This is a genomic window from Dyella sp. LX-66 (genome assembly GCF_018599165.1).
GTDB classification, from domain to species: Bacteria; Pseudomonadota; Gammaproteobacteria; order Xanthomonadales; family Rhodanobacteraceae; genus Dyella_D; species Dyella_D marensis.
Window position 1 is genome coordinate 1 of the sequence record NZ_JAHFVJ010000018.1, and the last position, 20,240, is coordinate 20,240.

Genomic DNA, 20,240 nt, shown 5'->3' on the forward strand with positions numbered 1-20,240 from the left:
GCAAATGGCGAAGCGTTCAACTGGAGGCGGTCTGTGGCTGGTCTTCGGGGCAGTGATTCTAATCGCCATGGTACCCAAGGGGGTCTGGATTGGGCTTGGCGTGATGGCCAGCATTGCCCTTGTCGCTTATTTAGTCATTAAGCATTTGGGCCAAAAGGCGAGTAATCCCAAGTCTTCCCTGAACGACGATTCCTACCGACACGAACCCACCCTAGCCGAACTGATCGCCACGAATCAGCTGGAACGACCTATCCACAAGCACGTGCGCCCCACCACTCAACCCAAGGGTGCCCTCCCGCCCCAGATGATGAGTCAGGGACCGTCACAATCAGCGGCGCCCAGCCATACGGTACCGCTACCGCCTAAGACGACAGCCTCTGACCGCACAGACCCCCCTGTCGATGCAGACAAGTTCTATGTCTCTCCTGCCTCGCCCCAAAGTCACGCCCCGTCGCACGTCATCCCGAAAGCACCTAGTGGTTTCGGCGATGCGCGCTGGGTTCTCCCTGGCGAGAGCATCGAAGTCGCAGGTGTATGGTTGCCTGGCGGGATGCTCTATGTTGGCGGAAGGCTGAAAGCGCTCAATGGTGACATCGAACCGTGCCTGATAAGTGGCCAGCACACCGTAGCGCGCGTAGGTAACTACCGCGTACGTCAGATGGGCTATTGGCCCAGCTATGCAGAGGCTTCCCCAGAGGAACGGCGTGCCTATCTGAATTGGTTGTCGGAAGGGCGATCGGATCCCGACTGCGACATCGGATACGTGTTCTTGTTCTTCTATGGGCTCGAACGTCGAGTCATCGTGGACGCTCGCGCTGACCCGATGGCGCGAAGTGATTGGCCAGCCATCATCGTCGAGCTCCGACGACTGCTTGCGATCTATGGCGAAAAATCCGGATCGTTCAAACGATACGCCGGTGAACTCTTAAGTTGGGTCGAGTTGGACGGAAAGTCTGGTGAACTCTACAAACAGCCTATTCCGGATTTTCCGAAAACCTATGAGCTACCACCGTATCTTCGACTAGCTCTCGGCCAGGCCGCCGTCAATCGGGCTCCGCTTTCCGCACCGCTCGCGCTGGCCTGGGTCCGCTTGAGTCCAGAATGCTACCTGCGCACCGCAGCCACTCGGTGCCACAGTGAGTTCGGGCGTCTATTCGCTCAGCGCTATCATAAAGTCCTTGGCCAAGGACTGGTGCTTCCGAAAAACCGCACCAAGCTCAAGTTCGTCTACCAGGCCGCCTCGGCGGGACTGCGCGGCGCCAACATCACGATGGCTTTTGGGGATGTTCCGGACGTCACTGCCTTGACCGCTCCAATCAAGAAGCTGATGGAGATTGCGAACGAATGCACGGATGAGCTTGGACCCTATAGCCGCCTCGTCGGAAAGGATCCTGCAGCAGCTGGAGCGCTGGAAGGGCTTTTGCTTCTGCCCATCACTCTCTGGCCCGATGCCACTCAGGAAAAATTGAGCGTACTGAAGGCCCAATTGCGCGAAGGTCGACTCTCATTGTCTCTGAAAGAACTCCTGGCCACATTGGGGGGTGCCAATCAAGTGATGAATCGGGATCACATAAAAGGCCTAGCGCGGGCGCTTGAAAGTGTTGAGATTGGGATGGAGCCGCATATCCTTGCTGGCGCAAGAGTCCCTGGCGAGCAGGACACGGTCGTATTGTTTGCTCAGTCGCAAGCGGATTCGAATATGAGCTCACGTGCCGAATATCAAACGGCGGCGCTGACTCTGCAGCTGGCCTCGGCCGTGGCACAGGCCGATGGAGTTTTCCATGACCGAGAGGTCGCATATCTACGTGCGGAAATCGAAGGATGGTTACACCTCACCCTCGCGGAGCGCCGTAGACTGCACGCGCATCTTCAATGGTTGACCGCATCGCCAATGAATTTGGCGTCGCTGAAAAAGAAGTTGGAGCCCTTGCCCACCTCGGCACGCGAAACGCTCGCCGCCTTCATGGCAACGCTCGCGCAAGCTGATGGCTTTGTCTCTCCCGATGAAGTGAAGTTTCTGGAAAAGGTCTACAAAGCTCTCGGCGTAGAAGCCAGGCGCGTCTTCAGTGATATCCATAGCGCTGGTTCCGGCGGCGTGCCTGTGCCCGCTGCTCGAGCCGAGAACCAGGGCTTCCGCCTGGATGCTGGGCGCATCGCAGCATTGCAAGAAGACACGGTACGAGTCTCGGCATTGCTGTCTAAGATATTTGTTGAGGAGGTTGACTGTACGCCCGCGCCGTCGACATCCGATCCGCAACCGGATCTTGAAGACCGTAAAGATGAACCGCTGGGCTTGGACGAAGATCACTCTGCCCTGCTTCGCCTGCTGCTATCACGACCCGAGTGGAGGCGCGCAGAACTGGAGGACGCGGCTTCCGACTTGAGCTTGATGCTCGACGGTGCAATGGAACAGATCAATGAGGCTGCTTTCGAGGCATTCGACGAGCCATTGTTCGAAGGCGAAGACCCCATTTCCGTGAACACCAAACTACTTGAGAAGATCGAAGCATGAACGCTGCCATTCGCCCGAAGGATCGCGACGCCGTTATCCAATCTCTGCGTGCCGGCGTAGTGCCCCGCGCGGGACAACACTTGATTCAGGTCGCCCGAGGGCGGGAGATCGAAGCGATGGTCGCGGACATCGACCGCGTTGCCGATGATGGCTCATCATTTCGCTTCGTCATCGGCGAGTACGGTGCAGGCAAGACCTTCTTTCTGAACCTGATCCGCGCCATTGCGATGGAGCGCAAGCTTGTCGTGGCGAACGCCGACCTCAATCCCGATCGACGCCTGCATGCGTCTGGTGGGCAGGCGCGATCGCTTTATGCCGAGCTCATGCGCAACTTAGCCACTCGAACCAAACCGGAGGGCGGCGCCTTGTCCGGCGTCGTTGAGAAGTTCATCGCCACCGCCAAGTCCGAAGCCAAAGCGCAGAACCTGCCGACCGAGAATGTCATTCGGTCAAAGCTGGAGCAGCTGACCGAACTCGTCAACGGCTATGACTTTGCCGATGTCATCGCGGCCTATTGCCGTGGCGTTGAGGAAGGAAACGAGCAGCTAAAATCAGGCGCCGCCCGCTGGATGCGGGGCGAATTCGTAACTCGGACCGACGCGCGCACGGCATTAGGTGTTCGTACGATCGTCGATGACGCATCGGTCTACGACCAACTAAAGCTTATGGCCAGGTTCGTGCGCTTGGCCGGATATGCCGGGTTGTTCGTGTGCCTGGATGAAATGGTCAATCTTTACAAACTTCCGAATTCGCAAGCACGCAGTTCCAACTACGAGCAAATTCTGCGTATGCTCAACGACTCTTTGCAGGGCACAGCCGTAGGCCTAGGGTTCGTATTAGGCGGCACGCCGGAGTTCCTGATGGATACGCGTCGAGGGATTTACAGTTACTCGGCGCTCCAAAGCAGGCTTGCTCAAAACGCTTTCGCGACCAATGAGCTTGTCGACTTCTCGGGCCCCGTGCTGCGCCTTTCGAGCTTGACGGTGGAAGACTTCTACCTGCTTCTTGGGAAGATACGCCACGTATACGCTACCGGAGACGCCGCCCGGTATCTACTTCCCGACCAGGCGATCGCGACCTTCATGGAGCACTGCGCCAATCGTATCGGCGACAGCTTCTTCCGCACGCCACGCACGACGATTACCTCTTTCATCAATCTCTTGGCCATCCTGGAACAGAATCCCGGCACCGACTGGAGAAGTCTGATCGGCGAGATACAAGTGGAAATTGATGAAGGCGGCAAGAGTGATATGGCCGTGGATCCGGAAGACGAACTGGCTTCCTTCAGACTCTGATGGCAGCCTCCCAAGCTTTCCTGCAGCTCGATCCGAGGATACAGCGTTATCTGTGGGCTGAAGGTTGGGGCGCGCTTCGTGACGTTCAGGAACAGGCCATTCCGTTGATCCTTCCAGGCAATCAAGACGTCATCTTGGCAGCCAGTACCGCCTCAGGAAAAACTGAAGCTGCCTTCCTTCCTGCCCTGACCCATCTGCTCGGCCGACCAGACGATGGCTTGATCGTGTATATCAGCCCGCTGAAAGCGCTGATCAACGACCAGTTTGAACGCCTGGGCCGCCTTTGCGAGAACTTGGAAGTGCCCGTCTGGCCATGGCACGGGGATATCACCTCAACCGCCAAGCGGAAGTTTGTACAAAAACCCACTGGCGTGCTCTTGATCACGCCGGAGTCTCTAGAGGCCACGTTGTGCAATCGTGGCACGGGCATCGCCGCCCTATTCAAGCAGATGACCTTCTTCGTCATTGATGAACTTCACGCTTTCATCGGCACTGAACGCGGGAAGCAGCTGCAGGCACTGATGCACCGCATTGAAGTGGCACTGGGGCACACGGTGCCTCGTATTGGCCTTTCTGCGACATTGGGCGACATGAGCTTGGCGGCCCAATTTCTGCGGCCCGGCCATGCCGTGGCCATGGTCGATGCATCAACCGAAGGGCAATTGCTGATCTTGGTTAAAGGTTATGAAGAGCTCGCTGCAGTCAACGGAATGAGCGGCAAGAACGATCCGGAAACGGAACGTGCACCACTAGCGATTGCTCAGCATATATTCAAGGCTTTGCGTGGCTCTAATAACCTCATCTTCCCAAATAGTCGCCGAGAGGTCGAGCGCTACACACATCTTTTAAATGAATTGTGTGAGCAGGCCAAAGTCCCCAGCGAATTTTGGCCGCATCACGGCAATCTATCGAAGGAAATCCGCTACGAAACCGAGACTGCACTGAAACAGCGTGACCGCGCGGCAACTGCCATTTGTACAAGCACCTTGGAATTGGGCATTGATATTGGTGCGGTCAAAAGCGTAGTGCAAATCGGTACGCCACCTTCCGTTGCGAGCCTCCGACAAAGACTCGGACGCTCTGGCCGACGCGAGGGTGAGCCCGCAATTTTGCGCAGCTATGTCATTGAGGATGCCTTAGACGGGGGAGCTAGCTTAAAAGCGCAGCTTCGACTAGATACCGTGCAAACCTCGGCCGTCATCACGCTTTTGCTGGAAAACTGGTTCGAGCCGCCCGCTGTCCATGGGACGCATTATTCCACGCTCGTGCAGCAACTCTTATCTTCCATCGCGCAGTATGGCGGCCTTCAAGCCGCCCAGCTGTTCCGCCTCCTTTGCACGCCGCCCGGTCCGTTCGAGCAAATTTCCAAAGACGCCTTTGCCGAACTGCTACGTGCCCTCGGAGAAAGCAAGATTCTGACGCAGGATCACTCAGGCCTACTGCTCCATGGCCCCATTGGCGACAAGATCGTCAATCACTATTCCTTCTATGCGGCGTTCACCAGCGATGAGGAGTTCCGCATCATCTCGGGTGGCAAAACATTAGGGACACTGCCCGTCTCGCAAATAATGACACCCGGCCAGCGAATTGTATTTGGGGGGCGCACTTGGCTAATTGAAGGCATCGACGAAGAACATAAGACAATCCATGTCGCCCCCGCCAAGGGCGGCGCGCCGCCGCTTTTCAATGGAGGTGGCGGGCGTGTACATACTCGCGTGCGGCAGCGCATGCGCGATATATATCTCAAGCAAGACGAGCCGCCCTTTCTCGACCCTACGGCGCGACGTTTCTTGAGAGAGGGGCGCGAAGCGTTCGCCACATTGGCCTTGGACGAGCGCTTGCTGCTGGATCAGGGAAGCCATGCGATCTTATTGACTTGGCTGGGCGATGCGATCAACGAGGCCATCGCTTGTCTTCTGATGCTGCATGGGGTGCAGGCATTCACAGGCCAATTGGGAGTCGAGATCCAACGTGCTGGCCGTAGTATCGAAGAGATAAAAGGGTTGCTTGCGCTGATCGCCACGAAGCCGGCCGTTCCTGTGGACGAGTTGCTCGCGAAAGCAGGCAATCTCGTTCGCCAAAAATGGGACGGATTGCTTTCGCCGAACCTGCTACGGCAGAGCTATGCGAGCTCTAATTTGAATCTTGATGAGGCCCTGTTCTGGTTACGCACAAAGTTTGGATCGCGATCGCAACAAAGTAGCAGTGGCCCCTAGGCTGTCCGGACAAACACGGGGAACAACAGATGATTACCCTCACCACCGACAAAGGGCTGGTGCGCCTAGAGTCATGGGATGACGTGCTGTCCCGGCCAGGCTTCGTCACCGACCTCAACCCGCGGAAGGTCAAACTCGAACGCATCATCGGCAGTTATGCTCTTTTCCCGTTCCTTCCTTGCGGTCTCTCTAGTTGCCACAGGTCCCACGGAAAGGGATACCTAGTCGCCACCAGCGACGGGCGCGAGACCAACATCGGGAAGGACTGCGGCAAGAGGCATTTCGACGTCGTCTTCGAGCGTCTGTCCAAGGCGTTTGATCGAGACCTGCGGAATAAGGAACGCCGGGAAACCCTAGTCGCTCTCCAACACCGCATTCCTGCGATCGAAGAACGTATTGCCGCGCTCATGGATGGGACCTGCGGAGCCAGGTGGATCAACAAATATGCCGGTCGCCTGCGCGACCCTGTGAAAGGGCCACCTACTACGGTCATTGCTATCGTCGACGGCCTGGTGCGACGTCGCAGCGGCGCCCTCACCCGATCGCGGGTCGCGACAGCGGAAGACCTGGATCACATGCGCGCCGTGGGCCAGCGCATCCAGCCAGGCGACAACTACATCGAGGAAGTCGTCGGCCAACTGGACGGCGTGGCAACCCTATACAAGGAAAACGACCTGCGTCGGCTGCTGGTGCTCGGCATGGCCAACCTGGCCACCGTGAAGGCGCTGGACGTTGATGGCGCGAAGGAGAAGACGCTACGGGACCTCGCTAAATGGAACGAGAGCATTGAACCAACCTTGGCTCAGGCCGCGGAAGTCATCGCGCTTGGACGGCGGCTGTTGACTCAAGAGAACCTGCGCCGCCTGCTTCCAATGCTATCGAACAAAGAGGACCGGCAGGGCTTCAATGCGTTTCTGGCTGAACTCCCCGAAGGGGAGATGCTAGAGGCTTGAGCAACGCTAAGCATTACAGGGTTTTGGTTTGGCTTTGAGCGTCGTGTTGGAACAATACTAAGACGCGCACTTCGCTTCATGCTGTGGCTCTGCTTTGCCCGCGTACGCCTTACACCGAACGAATGAGATCATCGACCGACGCGCGCAAGACTTCCCAAGAGGTGCGGCACGTTGCCTCATCAAAATTCGCCTGCATCGACACCTCTACCCAGGGATGCACAGCATTCCTGGACTCCCGCAAGGCATGACTGAACTTCCCGCGATCACTCTTGAGCCAGCCCACATCCACGGCTACGTCCACCAAAGCATTCAACGTCCAGTCCTGGATGGCCGGTGATTTGCCGCCCTTATCCTTAGGGGCTTTCGCCGACTGATAGGCCACGGACGGGTGCAACAGAAAGCGCGCAAGCAGAAGCGCTTCAAGCACGCTGCCCATCATGATGATGCCCGAGGTGAAGCAACCGATGTGCACGCACTTCTGCGCTTCGCGCCATCGACGTTCGACCGACTCTTTGAGTAACGGGACCGTGACGGTCAGCTTGGACACATCGGGCGGCGCGATGATTTGCTTCTTGGCCGGCACAGCGGGCGCCGCGTTCAGAAATCGTTGCGCGCTTTTGATGTGGGTGGCCAGTGCCTCAAGCCGCACCCGCCGACTCGATATTTCGAAGTTAGGGTCGTTGTCGAACTGAGCCAGCATGTTGGGTGGCAACCCATCCACGCCTTCGATGACATGCCGGACCTCCCTAACTTTAGCGTCGACTTCACGCAGGCCGAGGAATGCGTCGGTCGCGGCCCTCCCATCCGGAAGGGTAATGTCGTTCAAGATGGCCGCCAGCAGCACAAGCGCAGTCGTTCGATCCATGCTCCCCCTCCCGGTGACGTGCGGGGATTCGGAGCCGGCCCTACCTCCCCTCGCACACACTACCTCACCAAGTACCCCTTGATGGAATGAGTACCGCATCGCTCTCACCCACGGCCTCAACCGCGATCGGCGCGATGCCCGGCTCGGACACCACCATCACGCCTGCGTCGACGCGCCCATCGGCCATCAGCAATCCCTTAGCCAGTGATAGCCAGCCCACGGCATGGCCTGTGGGCGATTCTGCTCGCCAGCGGGCAGAGCGACGAGCAGGCAATTGATGCCTTCCGGTGCGGGCACGGGGCTTTGTACACCGTCGTGCTGTCCGACGATCACATACGCAGGCCCAGCCTGAGGCATGTCCTTCGCCTCGATATAGCGACTGACGGGCTCGCCGTTTTCCAGCTCGGCAGACAAAGACAGCCAAAGCTGGAAGCCCCGGATGCGCGGCACGTCGTCTGGCGTCATTTCCTTACCGTGCCACACGTCGGCGCGCATCCATTCGACGCCGCCGTAGTCGATCGCGCCCGTGCCACTAGCCGGTTCGTTGAAGTGCATGCGCCCTTCGGTAAAGACCGTGGCAGTGGCATCTCTTTCATCAGCCGCAGCGTCACGCCGCTTGCACTAGAGATGTCGAGGAACACGAACGGCTTCAACAGCCGCCCCAGATCGGAGGGGCTCATTAAGCGGGGCGGCCACGGCTCTTGCTTGCCGTCGATCTCATACAAGAAACCCCATCGTGTCTTGGCCGATGTCCAGCCATCTAGCAGATACCCCCGCGCGAGCGCCAGCATGCCCCCCTGAGATGCGCGGTTACCCCCGCCGCACCCGCGCACCCTTTGGAGGTCGATTTCGACGAAGCTGCCCACCGAGGGCGGAAGGCCCTACGACGCCTACGATGCCCCTTAACCTGTGCGACGCGCGACGCGATATGACGCAACTAAGGGGACGTAGTCATCAAAAGTGAGCGTGGCGGGGCTGACCACTCGACACCACATGCTTTTGTCTCGATTTCGCACTATCTCGAACGCCAAGCAGATGCCCAGGGGATCATACAGAGCTTGCCCAGGCTTAGCTGTCGAGCACGCGAAGCTCACATGTAGGCTCGTAGTGTGAGCGTCTGTGCGGCCTCAAGTGATGAGGGGGTGGACTCTTCGAGACCTCGGCCTATGTGGGCGCATGTCATGTCGGAGGCGTTCGCCGCCGGAGTAGCCCATGAACGAAATGCCCCTGCGCCACCCGGTCGGCATCCCCTGGTTCACCAGCGACGACTACGACGCATTCCGCCTGCTTGTTCCCCAGCGCAGTTGGCACGCGACGTTCGACCATTGGGAGATAGCTGCCACCAAGGTTCTAGATCAGCAGCGGCGTGCCGGTGTCATCGTATTCAAGGTGGAGGTGCAGTCCGGCGCCTTCGCCCTTTGGTGCTTGAATACTGGGCGCGAGGCCGATCGCCAGGCACTCTCAGCGTACGCTAGCGAGTTCGCGCACAGGCTGCTTGCTTCGAATGACAGCGACTGAAACGTCATCTCAGCCCCCCCTTCCATGTGCAACCGCTGCTCGCCTGAGGCAGGCAGCATTTATCGCGACCATCCGCGAGGCATGTGGACCAGCTAGACAGCAATCGAGCACCTGGCCGACATGAGTCATCAATTCAAGACATAGTGGATAAGGCGCAACTGCACGCCATCAACCTCACTGGCCTCCGGAGTTACTTCATGCCTACTAGGGCCAGCTCGATCGAGATCATTGATGAGTGGGGGCTTCGGGACGTCGCTTGGTCGCTCACACTGATGATTCGCGTCGGAACCGTTGCCGATCCGGATGCCATGGAAGAAGGTCCCGTCGGATACCAGCTCTCGGACGGCACCGTGCTTAATGTCATCGACGGCGGTTTCGAGGCCCCTGATGGCAAACGCCGCTTCAAACGCGCATAGCGATCGAAGCCTCAGTTACCGCACACCTGCCTATCGGTAGCGTAAAGCGGTATCCATCGATACCTATCGCGAGACCTCACCCTGTCCAATGAATGCCTTGCCAGCAGCCCACGCCTCCGCTTTGGACAGAAACCCGCGCGCGTGATCGCCGATCTCGCTGTTGAAGCGACCGCCACCAAGGGACATACGAGCGCCAAATCGATATGTAGTAACTCTCGGACTGGTGGAATGCCTGATCTCAGTAAGAGATAGCTCCCAGTCTCCAATCATCTCGCGACGAATAACGCCGTTCATAGCGTCGCCCAGTAAGCTGGACTATGACCCAAGTCACGGCCGCTGAACGAAACTGTCTATGAAAGTTGCGCCTCACACCTTCGGTGCAACTCGCTACCCCTCAATGACGACGTATGGGCAAGCATATGCCGCCATCCGAACCTAACTTCTGAGTTCAACCCGTAGCCGGAGCAAGATCGCTCGAAGCCAGGAACCGGCATGACAGCAGGCTCGGTCGGCAATGACGCCATTCATACCCCTTCAACACGAAGGCGTATTCACTGAATCACTTATGCAAGAGCCTAAGACCCTGCCGCAGGGCAGCCTCTGTACTCAAACTAACCAACTGCCTGCGCGTATATTCACCCCGCGTGTCGGCGCGATGCATCAACGCTGCAAGTTCTTGGCACGCAAAATCCAATGCGATACGTAGCGAACTGCATTCGGTGACCAGTGCCGCGTACTCGGCGTTATCCATTAGCCTTCCAATCTCCGCTCGCACCTTATCTGGGTCGTCTCGGTTCATGGGCAGCCACCCCTGGTAGTTGATCGCCTGATGATCGTAGCACTCCACCAGGAGCATCAGCGCAACCGGTGAATCAAAGACAACTCGCGGAATCAATCTGCGACCTGCGCGTTAGGAAATCAACTTCCATTCTTCCACGCCGGTTCACGCCCCATCAGTTGAAGGACTGGTACGCCCCCGATTCCGTAGACACCTGATAGTGCTTATTGAAGATCGGAGGATCTACGGCCAGCAACGCGCTACAAATGACGCTGATGCCGCGCCAGCCAAGCGAGGAACTGATGACCAAGACATGCATGCAGGCCTGCCAGTAGCAACTGGGCGGAGCTGGCCTTCTGGCCAGCATGCGCCGCAAGGGCATGCCCCCTGCGCAGCCCCCACCCTTGGCGATCGGCCTGTGGTCCGGGAGTGGGGGCGCCCAACCGTATCGACATCACCGTGCTAGCACCTGCGCCAAATGACGCAGGTGCTAAGCGGAGATTTCCGCTCGCCGCCCCTAAACAAGATTTTCACTTTCTAAGCCGCGATCGTGGACAAGACTCCCTTGTGACAGTTTTCTAGAGCCCTGCCCGGGACCTAAAATCGCACTGCCGAACCGCAGTGGAGGAACCTATGCCCTCGGCTAATGACCCGCGACAGAATCGGCTACTCGCCGCATTACCAGAAGCAGAATTGGCGCATTGGCTGCCGCATCTTGAGGCGGTGGAAATGCCACTCGGCAAAGTGCTCTATGAATCTGGTAGCCGATTGACTCATGTGTACTTTCCAACCACCTCGATTGTGTCGTTGCTATACGTGATGGAAGACGGAGCCTCGGCGGAGATTGCTGTCGTCGGCAACGAGGGCATTGTCGGCATTTCGCTCTTCATGGGAGGGGAGTCGACACCGAGTCGCGCCTTAGTACAAAGCGCTGGTCAGGGATATCGGCTTAAGGCTGCTCTCATGCTGCAGGAATTCAGTCGAGCCGGTGCTGTCATGCATCTCCTGCTTCGCTACACCCAGGCCCTTATAACGCAGATGGCGCAGACGGCAGTATGCAATCGCCATCACTCCCTGGATCAACAGCTGTGCCGATGGCTCCTTCTGAGTCTAGACCGACTGCACTCCAAAGAGCTGGTGATGACGCAGGAACTGATTGCCAATATGCTGGGCGTTCGTCGTGAAGGTGTCACGGAGGCCGCTGGCAACCTGCAGCAAGCTGGGCTGATCCAGTATCAGCGCGGCCATATCACGGTGCTCGATCGCGAAAAACTGGAGCGGCGAACCTGTGAATGCTATGCCGTGGTCAAGAAGGAGTACGACCGCCTTCTCCCTCCTCCGATAGCGATGTAAGTGATGCTACGGAATCAACTTCTCGTGCACAGGCAGATCGTGGCGCTACTCAATAGTGGGCGCGCAGTGATCCCGCAAACGTCATGGCGGTAGGCGGCGCGCCAGGCAGCAAAGGCCAGGGGGGCATGACACCGATCATGGCCGCCTCAAACGATCGCAACCTCCAGATATCACGCCGCGCTTCGGCATGCGATGCAATCAGCGAGCCGCAGCAAGGATGACAAAGAGCGCAGAACGATCCATGACAACCAAGCGTAAGCTTTGCCTCATTTGCTGAGGCCTTTCCAAGGCAGCTCACCGGCGACTGACAATCCCATGTGATTCTATGGAATCGATTTGCCGATAAGCTCGCCCCAAAGAGCGTTCCACGGATCGAATCTGCAAGGCACCGGACGGATGCTGTAACAACTCACGCCTCAGTAGCTCGTTCTCTTGCATGATGCGCTGGTTCTGGTCAAGAAGGGTATCAAAACGCTTCTCCAGGCCAGTGAAACCAGCTTCTTTGGAGATCGTCATAGCTGTCCTCGGCGGATTCGATCGACGAACCAACTTGAGCGCCAGCACAGGCTGGCTCACCCAAGGGCCGTACTCTGCGGCGCCGCGGCGATAATGTCGGTGCGCTAGCGTACCTTGCATGTGGGAGCCAGTCTGCGATCGTGCCACTCTTAGCGATGCCGCACCGATCGCGAATGACTGAAATCCACATGGCTCTGCTGATCGCGATCTTTGCCTCTATCCTGTCTGTCGTTACGACGCCCCTCTTCTCAATGTTCGAAGCCGCACATTGCCACTCTGATGTGCGCTGGCGCACCGATGCGAAGCTCTCGGCGCGCTTACTGTTCCCGCGTCGGGAGGAAAAGGGACTTTCCTTCCGGCCTGCGATCATTGCGATTGTCAAGGCGCCCACCGGAGAGATGCTGTATGGCGTTGCCAGTGCCATCAAAAGCCGGCTCTACGCCTGCGCTGAGACGCCTTATCTACTGCAAGAGTTGTCATCGTGCTTTACTACGCACTCATATTCTTTGCTGTTGCACTGGTATCCGGAACCCTTGGCTTCACCGGCATCGCCGGCGCCACCGCTGGTGTCGCCCAGTTCATCTTCTTCGGATCCTTGGCTTTGTGCGTCACTTTATTCATTTTCAATAGGCACGGGCATTCCGTTACGGTCAGCTGGCATGACACTGACGACAAGTCATAGCCCCCATCTACTTCTCGCGGATAGCACTCATGGGGCTGACCAGTAAGTCTCGCTCTATAAATGGCACGACGCCAGGCGATGATGTGATCGCCGAACAAAGGCGGCAATGCCATGCCCACCCCGGGAAGCCGCTTAGAGCTAGCGCTTGAAAGTACGCAACTAGGCAGCTCAGGCACGCCGTGCAAGCGATGAAAAGTGCGTCGATAGCTACTGCATCAAGCCTTGCTGACCCAGGCACACTCAATGCTGTCCTTGATGACCTGCTGCAGATCAGCTATCGACAGTTCAGAGACGTCGAAGACTCTCCCATGCCGTGCCCCCCTATAGTCACCGTCAAGGCGAAACGTCGCCGCCCAGACAACGCTGTTCAAGACAGCTGCGACATACATGGCTGTGTAGTCGAAACCGTCGCTCGTCACCCCTGCAATATCAGACATGGTTGCAACCTCTCCGGGTGAGATGCTGATAGGTAGCCTTGCCGCCTTACAGGCTTGGCTCACTAACTGCGATGCTGGCTTAAGGCATCGATTCCCAAACCTCCGCGTGCGTAGCAGCCTGGGCGCCGATCCGCTTTCGTGTAATGCCTGCCCCGTGGTTCTTCATGCCGATCGACCTGGGATCATCGAGTGTGCCGAGCAGCTCAAATGGCGGCCTGACCAGGCTGCGCACATCATTCGATCTGCCCTCGCCGTGAACACGTTGGTTAGCTTGCCCAGGCTAGTATGCCGAGCTGAACTTTGTTGGCCAGCATCGTCGCGCAGCACACCCCGAAAGTAATGCTTTGGCTAGGCACGGTGTGTGGTTGCGAGATACGTTGGCCGGCGAAAGACAGAGCGTCTTCCAGTCATTGTCGCTATGGCAAGCTGGGCGCCGAAGCAGGCTGCTTGCCAGCCATACGTACCGTGCATATCAGGGCCGCTTGGAAGAAGTCGCTATCCTTGTTTAGTGGGCATCTGGCTTGGCGTGGACGGTGTTACTTCATCATCAGAAGCAAGCGCATGGCCACCCTCTGACACGAGGTCATTCAACGCATGGGCCAAGCTCCACTCCGCCGCCTTAACAGGGCTACGGTTATCTTCGGTCCCGGTGCCGGCAGGGCCATGGATTAAAGTCGATTCGCCGGCGTCGCCATGGCTCTCATCCACATGTACGGTTGCGCCACGCGCGCCTAGCGCCCATGCGAGCGCTGATACCGGGTTCATGCTATCGACCATTGAACTAGGAATGAGGATGGTGGTACCGCGCTCCTTAGTCGTCTCATAGATGATATTCATAGCGCGCAACTGGAGTGCCGTCGGCTGATCGGAATAGACCTTCGCCGCGCTGACGAACTTGCTCGCAATCTCGGCCTCGGCTGACCCAAGGATAATGCGAGCCTGCTTCTCTCGTTCGGCTTGAGCCTGCCTCGACATAGCGTCTTGCAGCGCCACAGGAATAGCTACGTCGCGTATTTCCACTGAGCGCACCGTCACCCCCCATTCGGTGGTCTTGTTCCCGATTTCAGTGCATAGCGCCAGATCGGCGGATTGGCGGTCCGAAAGCAGTGATGCCAGCATCGATGAACCAATCATCTCGCGCAGTGACGTTTGAGCCACACGGGCGATGGCCTTCTGATAATCCGTAATGGCTAACGCGGCTTTTCTGGCGTCATGCACGTGCCAGAAGATGATGGCATCCACGTTTACAGGTACCGTGTCGCGCGTGAGCGCCTGCTCAGCGTTGAAGGCCGTCGTCTGGATGCGCTCATCAATGACCGCTACCACCCGATCGATCACTGGGATGATTAGGAATAAGCCAGGCCCACGCACCCCCAGTAGTTTTCCTGCTCGCAGAACGACAAACTTCTCCCAAGTGTTGGCCATCTTTAGCGATTGCGAAACGATTGCGGCGAAGCCCCAGAAACCAATAGCCATGCCCACATTGCCGCGATACATGAACAGGCCGCCCATGGCGGTCAAGACGGCAACGATGAATAGGGTAATGGTGTTCACGACGTCACCTCGCTTGCCAGTGGCGAGTGAATGGCAGTGACTTACGTTGCCGTCGAAGTGGTCGCCTGTCGGTGCGCTGGCGCACGCACACGCTCTTCCTTACATCGATTCAAATGAATCGGGTCATGGCCTCGGGCCATCGCGCCCTCCCGGTCGTTGCGATTATCCGATGCGTCGAGCCCGACGACTGCATCGACCGCCCAGGGTGAGGCATCGCTCAGACCACGTTGACAGATACGTGGTTCTTTAAGGGGCGCTGAGTGCCTCGCTATAAACCACACTCATTCGGCCAGCCCATGCAGCTGAGGACGCGAACGTCCACATTAACCGCTGAGGAGAGTCAATAACGTTCGATGGGTAGGATCGTACAATCGACGCACCGCGTGGCTTTGTGCTTCGCCTAGCTGGATCGTTCCCAGACAAGCTCAATGTCGTCCATAACGGCTTCTCGAAGCTCGCTAAGCGATATCCCTAGAAGTTCATTGATGCCACCATGTCGCATGCCAAAGAAGATTCCATCACGCCGGTAGGTGGCGCTCCACCTGACACGATCCGAGTGGGTGAGCTCGTATTCGCCGTCGTACGTAAAGCCATTCGTAGTTTTGCCAGATACATTGGTCATGACGACTTCCTTCGACAGTGATCATCCCTGCACCCAGGGTCTCTCGACAGACACGGGCGCAAAGATCAACCATCGTATAGCGACGCGGGCGCCCATCGATCACGATGAGCCACGGGTTGTACTGGGTGCTCCATCGTCGTCCATGCGATCCGAATCGATACGATCTCGGGCCCTGGCCGATGCCAACTGGTCGAGCTTGGGTGCGCCGCCATCTTGTTGGCGCGGCGGCAGAGGTGTCGCCGGGAAGGGTGCCGTCCACACTGAATGGCCCGAAAATCGCTGTGTGCGGCGATCATTATTCGCAACGTCCATGATCGGCGAGAAGTGCATCTTGTGAGGGTAAAAGTAGAGCAAATTAAGTTGATTGAGGATGTACATGGAAAGGCCTCGAGTGCGGACCTGCGTCCTGCAGGGCGTGCGCATGCATCAGCCACAACTCCGATCAGGGCGGAGGAGGCTCAGAGACCTTGGAAGAAAAATCCCGGGCAGTCTGAGGTGCCGGAGGCATGACAGCCTGAGCCGTGGCGCGTCTTCAACATGCGCTTTCTTTCGTTACGCCGCCGTAACGTGTCGTCAAGCCCCTTGCGCCCGGGCTTCGACAGGCATGCAAGGCGATCGCGTCAGATATCACGTCTGCCTCGCCCCTCGCGTTACCCCCACCTAACAACGACAGGAGCATGCTGCGTTGGCGCCAGGTAGACAGCCTCCTCCTTGGCAGGCGCCTCAGTCACGCGGTCCTATCCCTAACGCCACCTGAGTACTTCTCCGATCCTTATCGGAGTTGCGGTTTCGGCCGCTCCAGATCCGCCACTCGGATCACCACTCAAGGCACATGTATGTCCAACCCTGACTTCAATACCGCTCAAGCCCCTGGCAAGAACATCGTCGAGACAGCTGCCGCAAATGGATCCTTCCATACGCTGGGCAAAGCTCTCGAAGCTGCGGAACTCACCCAGACCCTGAAGGAATCAGGCCCCTATACCTTTTTTGCGCCAACGGATGCGGCGTTCAAGAAGCTGCCGGAAGGCACCCTGGAGAACTGGCTAAAGCCAGAGAACAAGGCGGAGCTTATCTCCGTGCTGAAGTACCACGTACTACCTGGAAGGGTATCGTCTACCGACGTCGAGAAACTGACCACACCGAAGATGATGCAAGGCCAGACGGCAGCGATCACGAAAGACGGCGATAAGCTCCGCATCGGTGGTGCGACCATCACTGGGCGAGACATCACCTCAAGCAACGGCATCATCCATGCCATCGATGCGGTGAACGTACCCGCCAAGAAGTAACCACCAGGAACTGGTGGTGGGGCCAGCCTCACTACCAGTTTCATCACGCATCGGCCCACTACCTGACTCCGACTGCTGTTTCGACTTGTAGAGGTTCATCCATTGAGGCGACCGCCATGACCACTCATATTTCACGCACCGCCCATCGTCCCATGTCACTGCTTGGCAAATGGGTCACACACCTGGGTGATCTGTTCGATCATCTGACCAAGACACCTCCTTTGAAACCTTTGCCGGTGATGTCTCGAAGGCAAAAGCTCGCTGCAGTGATAGACGCCGCGAAGCGGATCAAACGAGGCAGCCATCGATGATTCTGGGCACATTTGCGAGATTCACCTACTTCTTCCGCCCTTTCCGACGGGGCGCATACCGTCACGCGCCATCGATTGAAGAGTTGGCCAGGATGCGCCAAAAGCACACAGGATGGATGCGGCAGGCAATTCGCCTGTATCAATCGCCATGGCGCCGGTCAACCTTAGAGCCCGCGCGCGTCGTGAAGTCGCGTCGCGAATAGGAACAAAAGAAGGTCTCGTTCGGCTGAAGGCGCTTCAAGGGTAAGGACGTCGCGACGGCGACTCATTTCTACTCAATGCCACCCAACCGAATTGTCATAGTTCTTCCGGCCGATGTCTGCACTTGACCGGCCTGTCATGCGCCATCTTTTATGATACTCGGGTGTCCAGGTCGTTAGCCGACTCGCCCCCGAGTCACGACGGATGGAGGCCTCTATGAATGGCAATCCACTGATTGATTGGTGTGAAAAAGTGGCAGCACCGGCCCTGGAGGCGGCGGCGGCCGGGCAGCCGATCAGCTTTGCAGCGAAGCAAGCACTTCTTCGCCTATCGGACATACTGGCATCGCAAGATATAAGCGAAGGCGGATCATCCGCCGAAAGCGGTCGTCACCCGCTTGATCAGTTCGGCGTTCTAGAACGGTTATCTGGCACCCGCAAAAGCTGAGTGCCCACTGGAATTAACGCGCTACACATGTCGATAGGACTACACCAAGGAAGGCCTTGGTGCTTATAGGCCACCTGTCACGTGTATGGTCAACGATTGGTATGCCTGACTCGCCTTTGCTTCAGTCGCTGGAGATCTCGATCATGACAGGCATTCAAGGCTCATACCGAGGCTTGATCTACATCGCCATCTACCGCCGAAAGAGGGACGCCGTGAGCTGGTCGGCGAGTCTTGAAGACGACGACGGGGAAGTGACGTTTGTCGCAAACCGCTTCCTCTGCAGCCTTGGAACAGTCGACTGCGAAAGTGCAGTTCGCCAGCGAATTCTGACCAGCATCGACGACTACCATCGCCGCCACGAGACACCGATTCTCCACTAATGCCAGGAGAAGAAGGCCGTCAACGCTTCGGGGCGGCGGCGACATCACCAGCCCGATTCTCGCGGACGACATGACAGACAACGCCTTGCCTCAAGGTAGCCACTAGGTCATCCATCTTCCGACGGACACCACAACCTCCAGTGGTGTCATTTCCAGTACGAGAACGCTCATCGTCGAATCGCGCAGCCGCCTCCATTCTTGCGGAGCCATAGCGCGTCCACGATGGGGTTCGTGGCACCGCCCCCGAAATGAAGCTCCGTGCAGACAAGGCCCACGCCCCGCTGAGCATCAGACTCGAAGCGGCGCGTCAGGAGGGCGCGGATAGAGCAGTTGGGAGGGCGCTTCGACGCTCGCAGGAGAACATGCTCCTGGCCTGCGCGGTTACCCCCGCCGCACCCGCGCACCCTTTAGAGGTCGATTTCGACGAAGCTATCCACAGCCCGCCGGAACCGGCCTGCTGCGGCATGTAGGGTATGAAGTGCGAGACCGTGGCGACGCACTTTGACGCACGCGATAGACGCCGATGCCACCGCACGATCATTCCTGACGGTGAATGCGCAGGTTAGGCACGTGCCAACGAAAACGATCCGCGTCGAGGGGAGTTCCGACAACCCGAGGATCCCGCAGCGGCCGCCTTCTGCCCTGCTTCGGCGAGGCTTTCTAGGCCATCCGTCGCAACGCTTTCCCGTGGGGACCCTGGCTGCACCGGAAACAGGTAATCGAGGTAATCCGCCGCTTTTTGGCGCTCAAACCATTGATTCCACGCAGATCAATGATTACCTCCAAGAGGTAATTCGAGGTGACCCCAAAGGTAATCACTTTCTAAGTGATTGATCTTTCGTGGCCAGCCCCATCTGCATGATTACCTTTTAAGGAGGTAATCCATCACCTTCTAATTACCTCAAAGATTACCGTTCAGACCCGCCTTTATCGCATTGATCTCACGCGAAAAACCTATCTACGAAAAAGCATGATCACCTTGATTACCTTTTTCCGATGGAGTCACACATTTTCCAACTCATGAAAGAGCGACGCGTCCCCATCCATCGTGATCGACGACAATCTCCACGAGCGCGCAGTCGCACGCCGCCGGTGGTACTCGGGTGGCACTCATCAGAACGCCACCGCCCTTTGTCCCATAGCACGCTCCTACCGACAGCGTCGCGTCGTCGCCTCCCTCGCCGCGCCATCGCTTGTGTACACGTCCACTCATACACCTCAACGAGCTTGCCCAGGTGGCTCGCCGTGCCGACGATTGTGGCCTCATCCACCACGCTCCCCCCCCCTATGCCGCACACCCATGGTTCTGGGAGACCTCATTCAGAACGGCCTCTCCTTGCCCAACTTCGCGACGACCGTAATGCTGCTTGTCATCACCATGACCGCGCTCGTGGATGTCACCGCACCTCCCCGGTGACGTCCGCCGAAGCGCTCGTATTCCGTCCCTTCCCCTTGCTGGAGCGTGCATGATCGGCATCCCCTCAACCGGCGGCCTGACTCAGGCTGTCCTTACCGCGGTCTGCTTCGAAGGCCTTTCTGCTGAGACTCGAGAGGGACGGAAAGCGACGCTCGCCATTATCGACGAGAATGGAAAGGTCATCGAAAGAGGCCCCGCCGTTGCGCGGGAGGCCTGGAATGTCACGCTCGCCTGCTACAAGAATTTCCTAGTGGGACAAGGACACCTCCGGGTGTTCTCTGGTCCGCCAAGCGCTGCAAACTGAGACAATATAAAGCGGCCTGATGGCCGCTTTTTTTGTGCTCACGAAAAGTTTATATAGACTTGACTTTGGGCACGCAAAGAAGAAGTAACTCGCCCCGCGGCAGCGGGGCGAAATACTCGCCAACGGCGAGACCCACACGCGACAGCGCATCGCCAGCCCCGTTGGGGTTCACTG

The 20,240-nt window shown here is 57.8% G+C and carries 18 protein-coding genes; 12 read left to right on the forward strand and 6 right to left on the reverse strand.

Going from position 1 to position 20,240, the window contains the following annotated elements:
• The 4 genes from KK141_RS21330 to KK141_RS21345 all read left to right on the forward strand — a co-directional run.
• Positions 1-2,512 (forward strand): TerB N-terminal domain-containing protein (locus KK141_RS21330; RefSeq protein WP_345777831.1); only part of this gene is annotated, 2,512 nt, incomplete at its 5' end.
• Complete coding sequence (locus KK141_RS21335) at positions 2,509-3,807, forward strand: ATP-binding protein (protein WP_214573037.1); 1,299 nt, start codon at positions 2,509-2,511, stop codon at positions 3,805-3,807. The genes KK141_RS21330 and KK141_RS21335, both read left to right, overlap by 4 nt.
• Positions 3,807-6,023: a DEAD/DEAH box helicase gene (locus KK141_RS21340; RefSeq protein WP_214573038.1), complete on the forward strand. Its 2,217-nt coding sequence runs from the start codon at positions 3,807-3,809 to the stop codon at positions 6,021-6,023. Before KK141_RS21335 ends, KK141_RS21340 begins: the two co-directional genes overlap by 1 nt.
• Before the next feature lie 29 nt (positions 6,024-6,052).
• A complete protein-coding gene (locus KK141_RS21345) occupies positions 6,053-6,976 on the forward strand; it encodes a hypothetical protein (protein WP_214573039.1) in 924 nt (307 codons plus the stop codon).
• 109 nt (positions 6,977-7,085) lie between these two features.
• On the opposite strand, the gene KK141_RS21350 is transcribed toward KK141_RS21345, so the two are convergent.
• Both KK141_RS21350 and KK141_RS21355 read right to left on the reverse strand, forming a co-directional pair.
• Positions 7,086-7,841, reverse strand: coding sequence for a hypothetical protein (locus KK141_RS21350; protein ID WP_214573040.1), 756 nt, complete (start codon positions 7,839-7,841; stop codon positions 7,086-7,088).
• Positions 7,842-8,027: 186 nt separating this feature from the next.
• Complete coding sequence (locus tag KK141_RS21355) at positions 8,028-8,396, reverse strand: hypothetical protein (protein ID WP_214573041.1); 369 nt, start codon at positions 8,394-8,396, stop codon at positions 8,028-8,030.
• A gap of 657 nt (positions 8,397-9,053) precedes the next feature.
• Between KK141_RS21355 and KK141_RS21360 the strand changes: the two genes are divergently transcribed.
• The 3 genes from KK141_RS21360 to KK141_RS21370 all read left to right on the forward strand — a co-directional run bounded on the left by KK141_RS21360 (position 9,054) and on the right by KK141_RS21370 (position 11,906).
• Positions 9,054-9,359 carry a hypothetical protein gene (locus KK141_RS21360; protein WP_214573042.1) on the forward strand — a complete coding sequence of 102 codons (306 nt, stop codon included), beginning with the start codon at positions 9,054-9,056 and terminating at the stop codon, positions 9,357-9,359.
• Between the two features lie 197 nt (positions 9,360-9,556).
• Positions 9,557-9,775: a hypothetical protein gene (locus KK141_RS21365; protein WP_214573043.1), complete on the forward strand. Its 219-nt coding sequence runs from the start codon at positions 9,557-9,559 to the stop codon at positions 9,773-9,775.
• 1,411 nt (positions 9,776-11,186) lie between these two features.
• On the forward strand, positions 11,187-11,906 hold the full coding sequence (locus tag KK141_RS21370) for a Crp/Fnr family transcriptional regulator (protein ID WP_214573044.1): 720 nt from the start codon (positions 11,187-11,189) through the stop codon (positions 11,904-11,906).
• Positions 11,907-12,200: 294 nt separating this feature from the next.
• Here KK141_RS21370 and KK141_RS21375 read toward each other — a convergent pair whose 3' ends face one another.
• Entirely contained in the window at positions 12,201-12,422 is a 222-nt protein-coding gene (locus KK141_RS21375) for a hypothetical protein (protein ID WP_214573045.1), read from the reverse strand.
• 481 nt (positions 12,423-12,903) lie between these two features.
• On the opposite strand from KK141_RS21375, the gene KK141_RS21380 reads away from it, so the two are divergent.
• Positions 12,904-13,104 carry a DUF1328 domain-containing protein gene (locus KK141_RS21380; RefSeq protein WP_214573046.1) on the forward strand — a complete coding sequence of 67 codons (201 nt, stop codon included), beginning with the start codon at positions 12,904-12,906 and terminating at the stop codon, positions 13,102-13,104.
• Positions 13,105-13,319: 215 nt separating this feature from the next.
• Here the strand turns inward: KK141_RS21380 and KK141_RS21385 are convergent, their stop codons facing one another.
• The 3 genes from KK141_RS21385 to KK141_RS21395 all read right to left on the reverse strand — a co-directional run bounded on the left by KK141_RS21385 (position 13,320) and on the right by KK141_RS21395 (position 16,095).
• The gene (locus KK141_RS21385) at positions 13,320-13,541 is read right to left on the reverse strand and encodes a hypothetical protein (protein ID WP_214573047.1); all 222 of its coding nucleotides are present in this window, start codon (positions 13,539-13,541) and stop codon (positions 13,320-13,322) included.
• A gap of 495 nt (positions 13,542-14,036) precedes the next feature.
• Entirely contained in the window at positions 14,037-15,095 is a 1,059-nt protein-coding gene (locus KK141_RS21390) for a slipin family protein (RefSeq protein WP_345777626.1), read from the reverse strand.
• Positions 15,096-15,816: 721 nt separating this feature from the next.
• Positions 15,817-16,095 carry a hypothetical protein gene (locus KK141_RS21395; protein WP_214573048.1) on the reverse strand — a complete coding sequence of 93 codons (279 nt, stop codon included), beginning with the start codon at positions 16,093-16,095 and terminating at the stop codon, positions 15,817-15,819.
• A 458-nt stretch (positions 16,096-16,553) separates the two neighbouring features.
• Here KK141_RS21395 and KK141_RS21400 point away from each other — a divergent pair, with 458 nt between their 5' ends.
• The 4 genes from KK141_RS21400 to KK141_RS21415 all read left to right on the forward strand — a co-directional run bounded on the left by KK141_RS21400 (position 16,554) and on the right by KK141_RS21415 (position 20,066).
• Positions 16,554-17,006, forward strand: a complete 453-nt coding sequence (locus KK141_RS21400; RefSeq protein ID WP_214573049.1) for a fasciclin domain-containing protein — start codon at positions 16,554-16,556, stop codon at positions 17,004-17,006.
• Between the two features lie 728 nt (positions 17,007-17,734).
• Entirely contained in the window at positions 17,735-17,965 is a 231-nt protein-coding gene (locus KK141_RS21405) for a hypothetical protein (protein ID WP_214573050.1), read from the forward strand.
• A gap of 101 nt (positions 17,966-18,066) precedes the next feature.
• A complete protein-coding gene (locus KK141_RS21410) occupies positions 18,067-18,345 on the forward strand; it encodes a hypothetical protein (protein WP_214573051.1) in 279 nt (92 codons plus the stop codon).
• A 1,466-nt stretch (positions 18,346-19,811) separates the two neighbouring features.
• Positions 19,812-20,066 (forward strand): hypothetical protein, encoded by a 255-nt coding sequence (locus KK141_RS21415; protein WP_214573052.1) that lies wholly within the window; start codon positions 19,812-19,814, stop codon positions 20,064-20,066.
• The last annotated feature ends 174 nt before the right edge of the window (positions 20,067-20,240 follow it).

Bases quoted from the DNA above. Each gene is read 5' to 3' on its own strand.
- KK141_RS21340 (WP_214573038.1), top strand. From the start codon at position 3,807: ATGGCAGCCTCCCAAGCTTTCCTGCAGCTCGATCCGAGGATACAGCGT.
- KK141_RS21370 (WP_214573044.1), top strand. From the start codon at position 11,187: ATGCCCTCGGCTAATGACCCGCGACAGAATCGGCTACTCGCCGCATTA.
- KK141_RS21415 (WP_214573052.1), top strand. From the start codon at position 19,812: ATGATCGGCATCCCCTCAACCGGCGGCCTGACTCAGGCTGTCCTTACC.
- KK141_RS21400 (WP_214573049.1), top strand. From the start codon at position 16,554: ATGTCCAACCCTGACTTCAATACCGCTCAAGCCCCTGGCAAGAACATC.
- KK141_RS21355 (WP_214573041.1), bottom strand. From the start codon at position 8,396: ATGCACTTCAACGAACCGGCTAGTGGCACGGGCGCGATCGACTACGGC.
- KK141_RS21410 (WP_214573051.1), top strand. From the start codon at position 18,067: ATGCCTGACTCGCCTTTGCTTCAGTCGCTGGAGATCTCGATCATGACA.
- KK141_RS21365 (WP_214573043.1), top strand. From the start codon at position 9,557: ATGCCTACTAGGGCCAGCTCGATCGAGATCATTGATGAGTGGGGGCTT.
- KK141_RS21395 (WP_214573048.1), bottom strand. From the start codon at position 16,095: ATGTACATCCTCAATCAACTTAATTTGCTCTACTTTTACCCTCACAAG.
- KK141_RS21350 (WP_214573040.1), bottom strand. From the start codon at position 7,841: ATGGATCGAACGACTGCGCTTGTGCTGCTGGCGGCCATCTTGAACGAC.
- KK141_RS21335 (WP_214573037.1), top strand. From the start codon at position 2,509: ATGAACGCTGCCATTCGCCCGAAGGATCGCGACGCCGTTATCCAATCT.
- KK141_RS21405 (WP_214573050.1), top strand. From the start codon at position 17,735: ATGAATGGCAATCCACTGATTGATTGGTGTGAAAAAGTGGCAGCACCG.
- KK141_RS21375 (WP_214573045.1), bottom strand. From the start codon at position 12,422: ATGACGATCTCCAAAGAAGCTGGTTTCACTGGCCTGGAGAAGCGTTTT.
- KK141_RS21360 (WP_214573042.1), top strand. From the start codon at position 9,054: ATGAACGAAATGCCCCTGCGCCACCCGGTCGGCATCCCCTGGTTCACC.
- KK141_RS21385 (WP_214573047.1), bottom strand. From the start codon at position 13,541: ATGTCTGATATTGCAGGGGTGACGAGCGACGGTTTCGACTACACAGCC.
- KK141_RS21345 (WP_214573039.1), top strand. From the start codon at position 6,053: ATGATTACCCTCACCACCGACAAAGGGCTGGTGCGCCTAGAGTCATGG.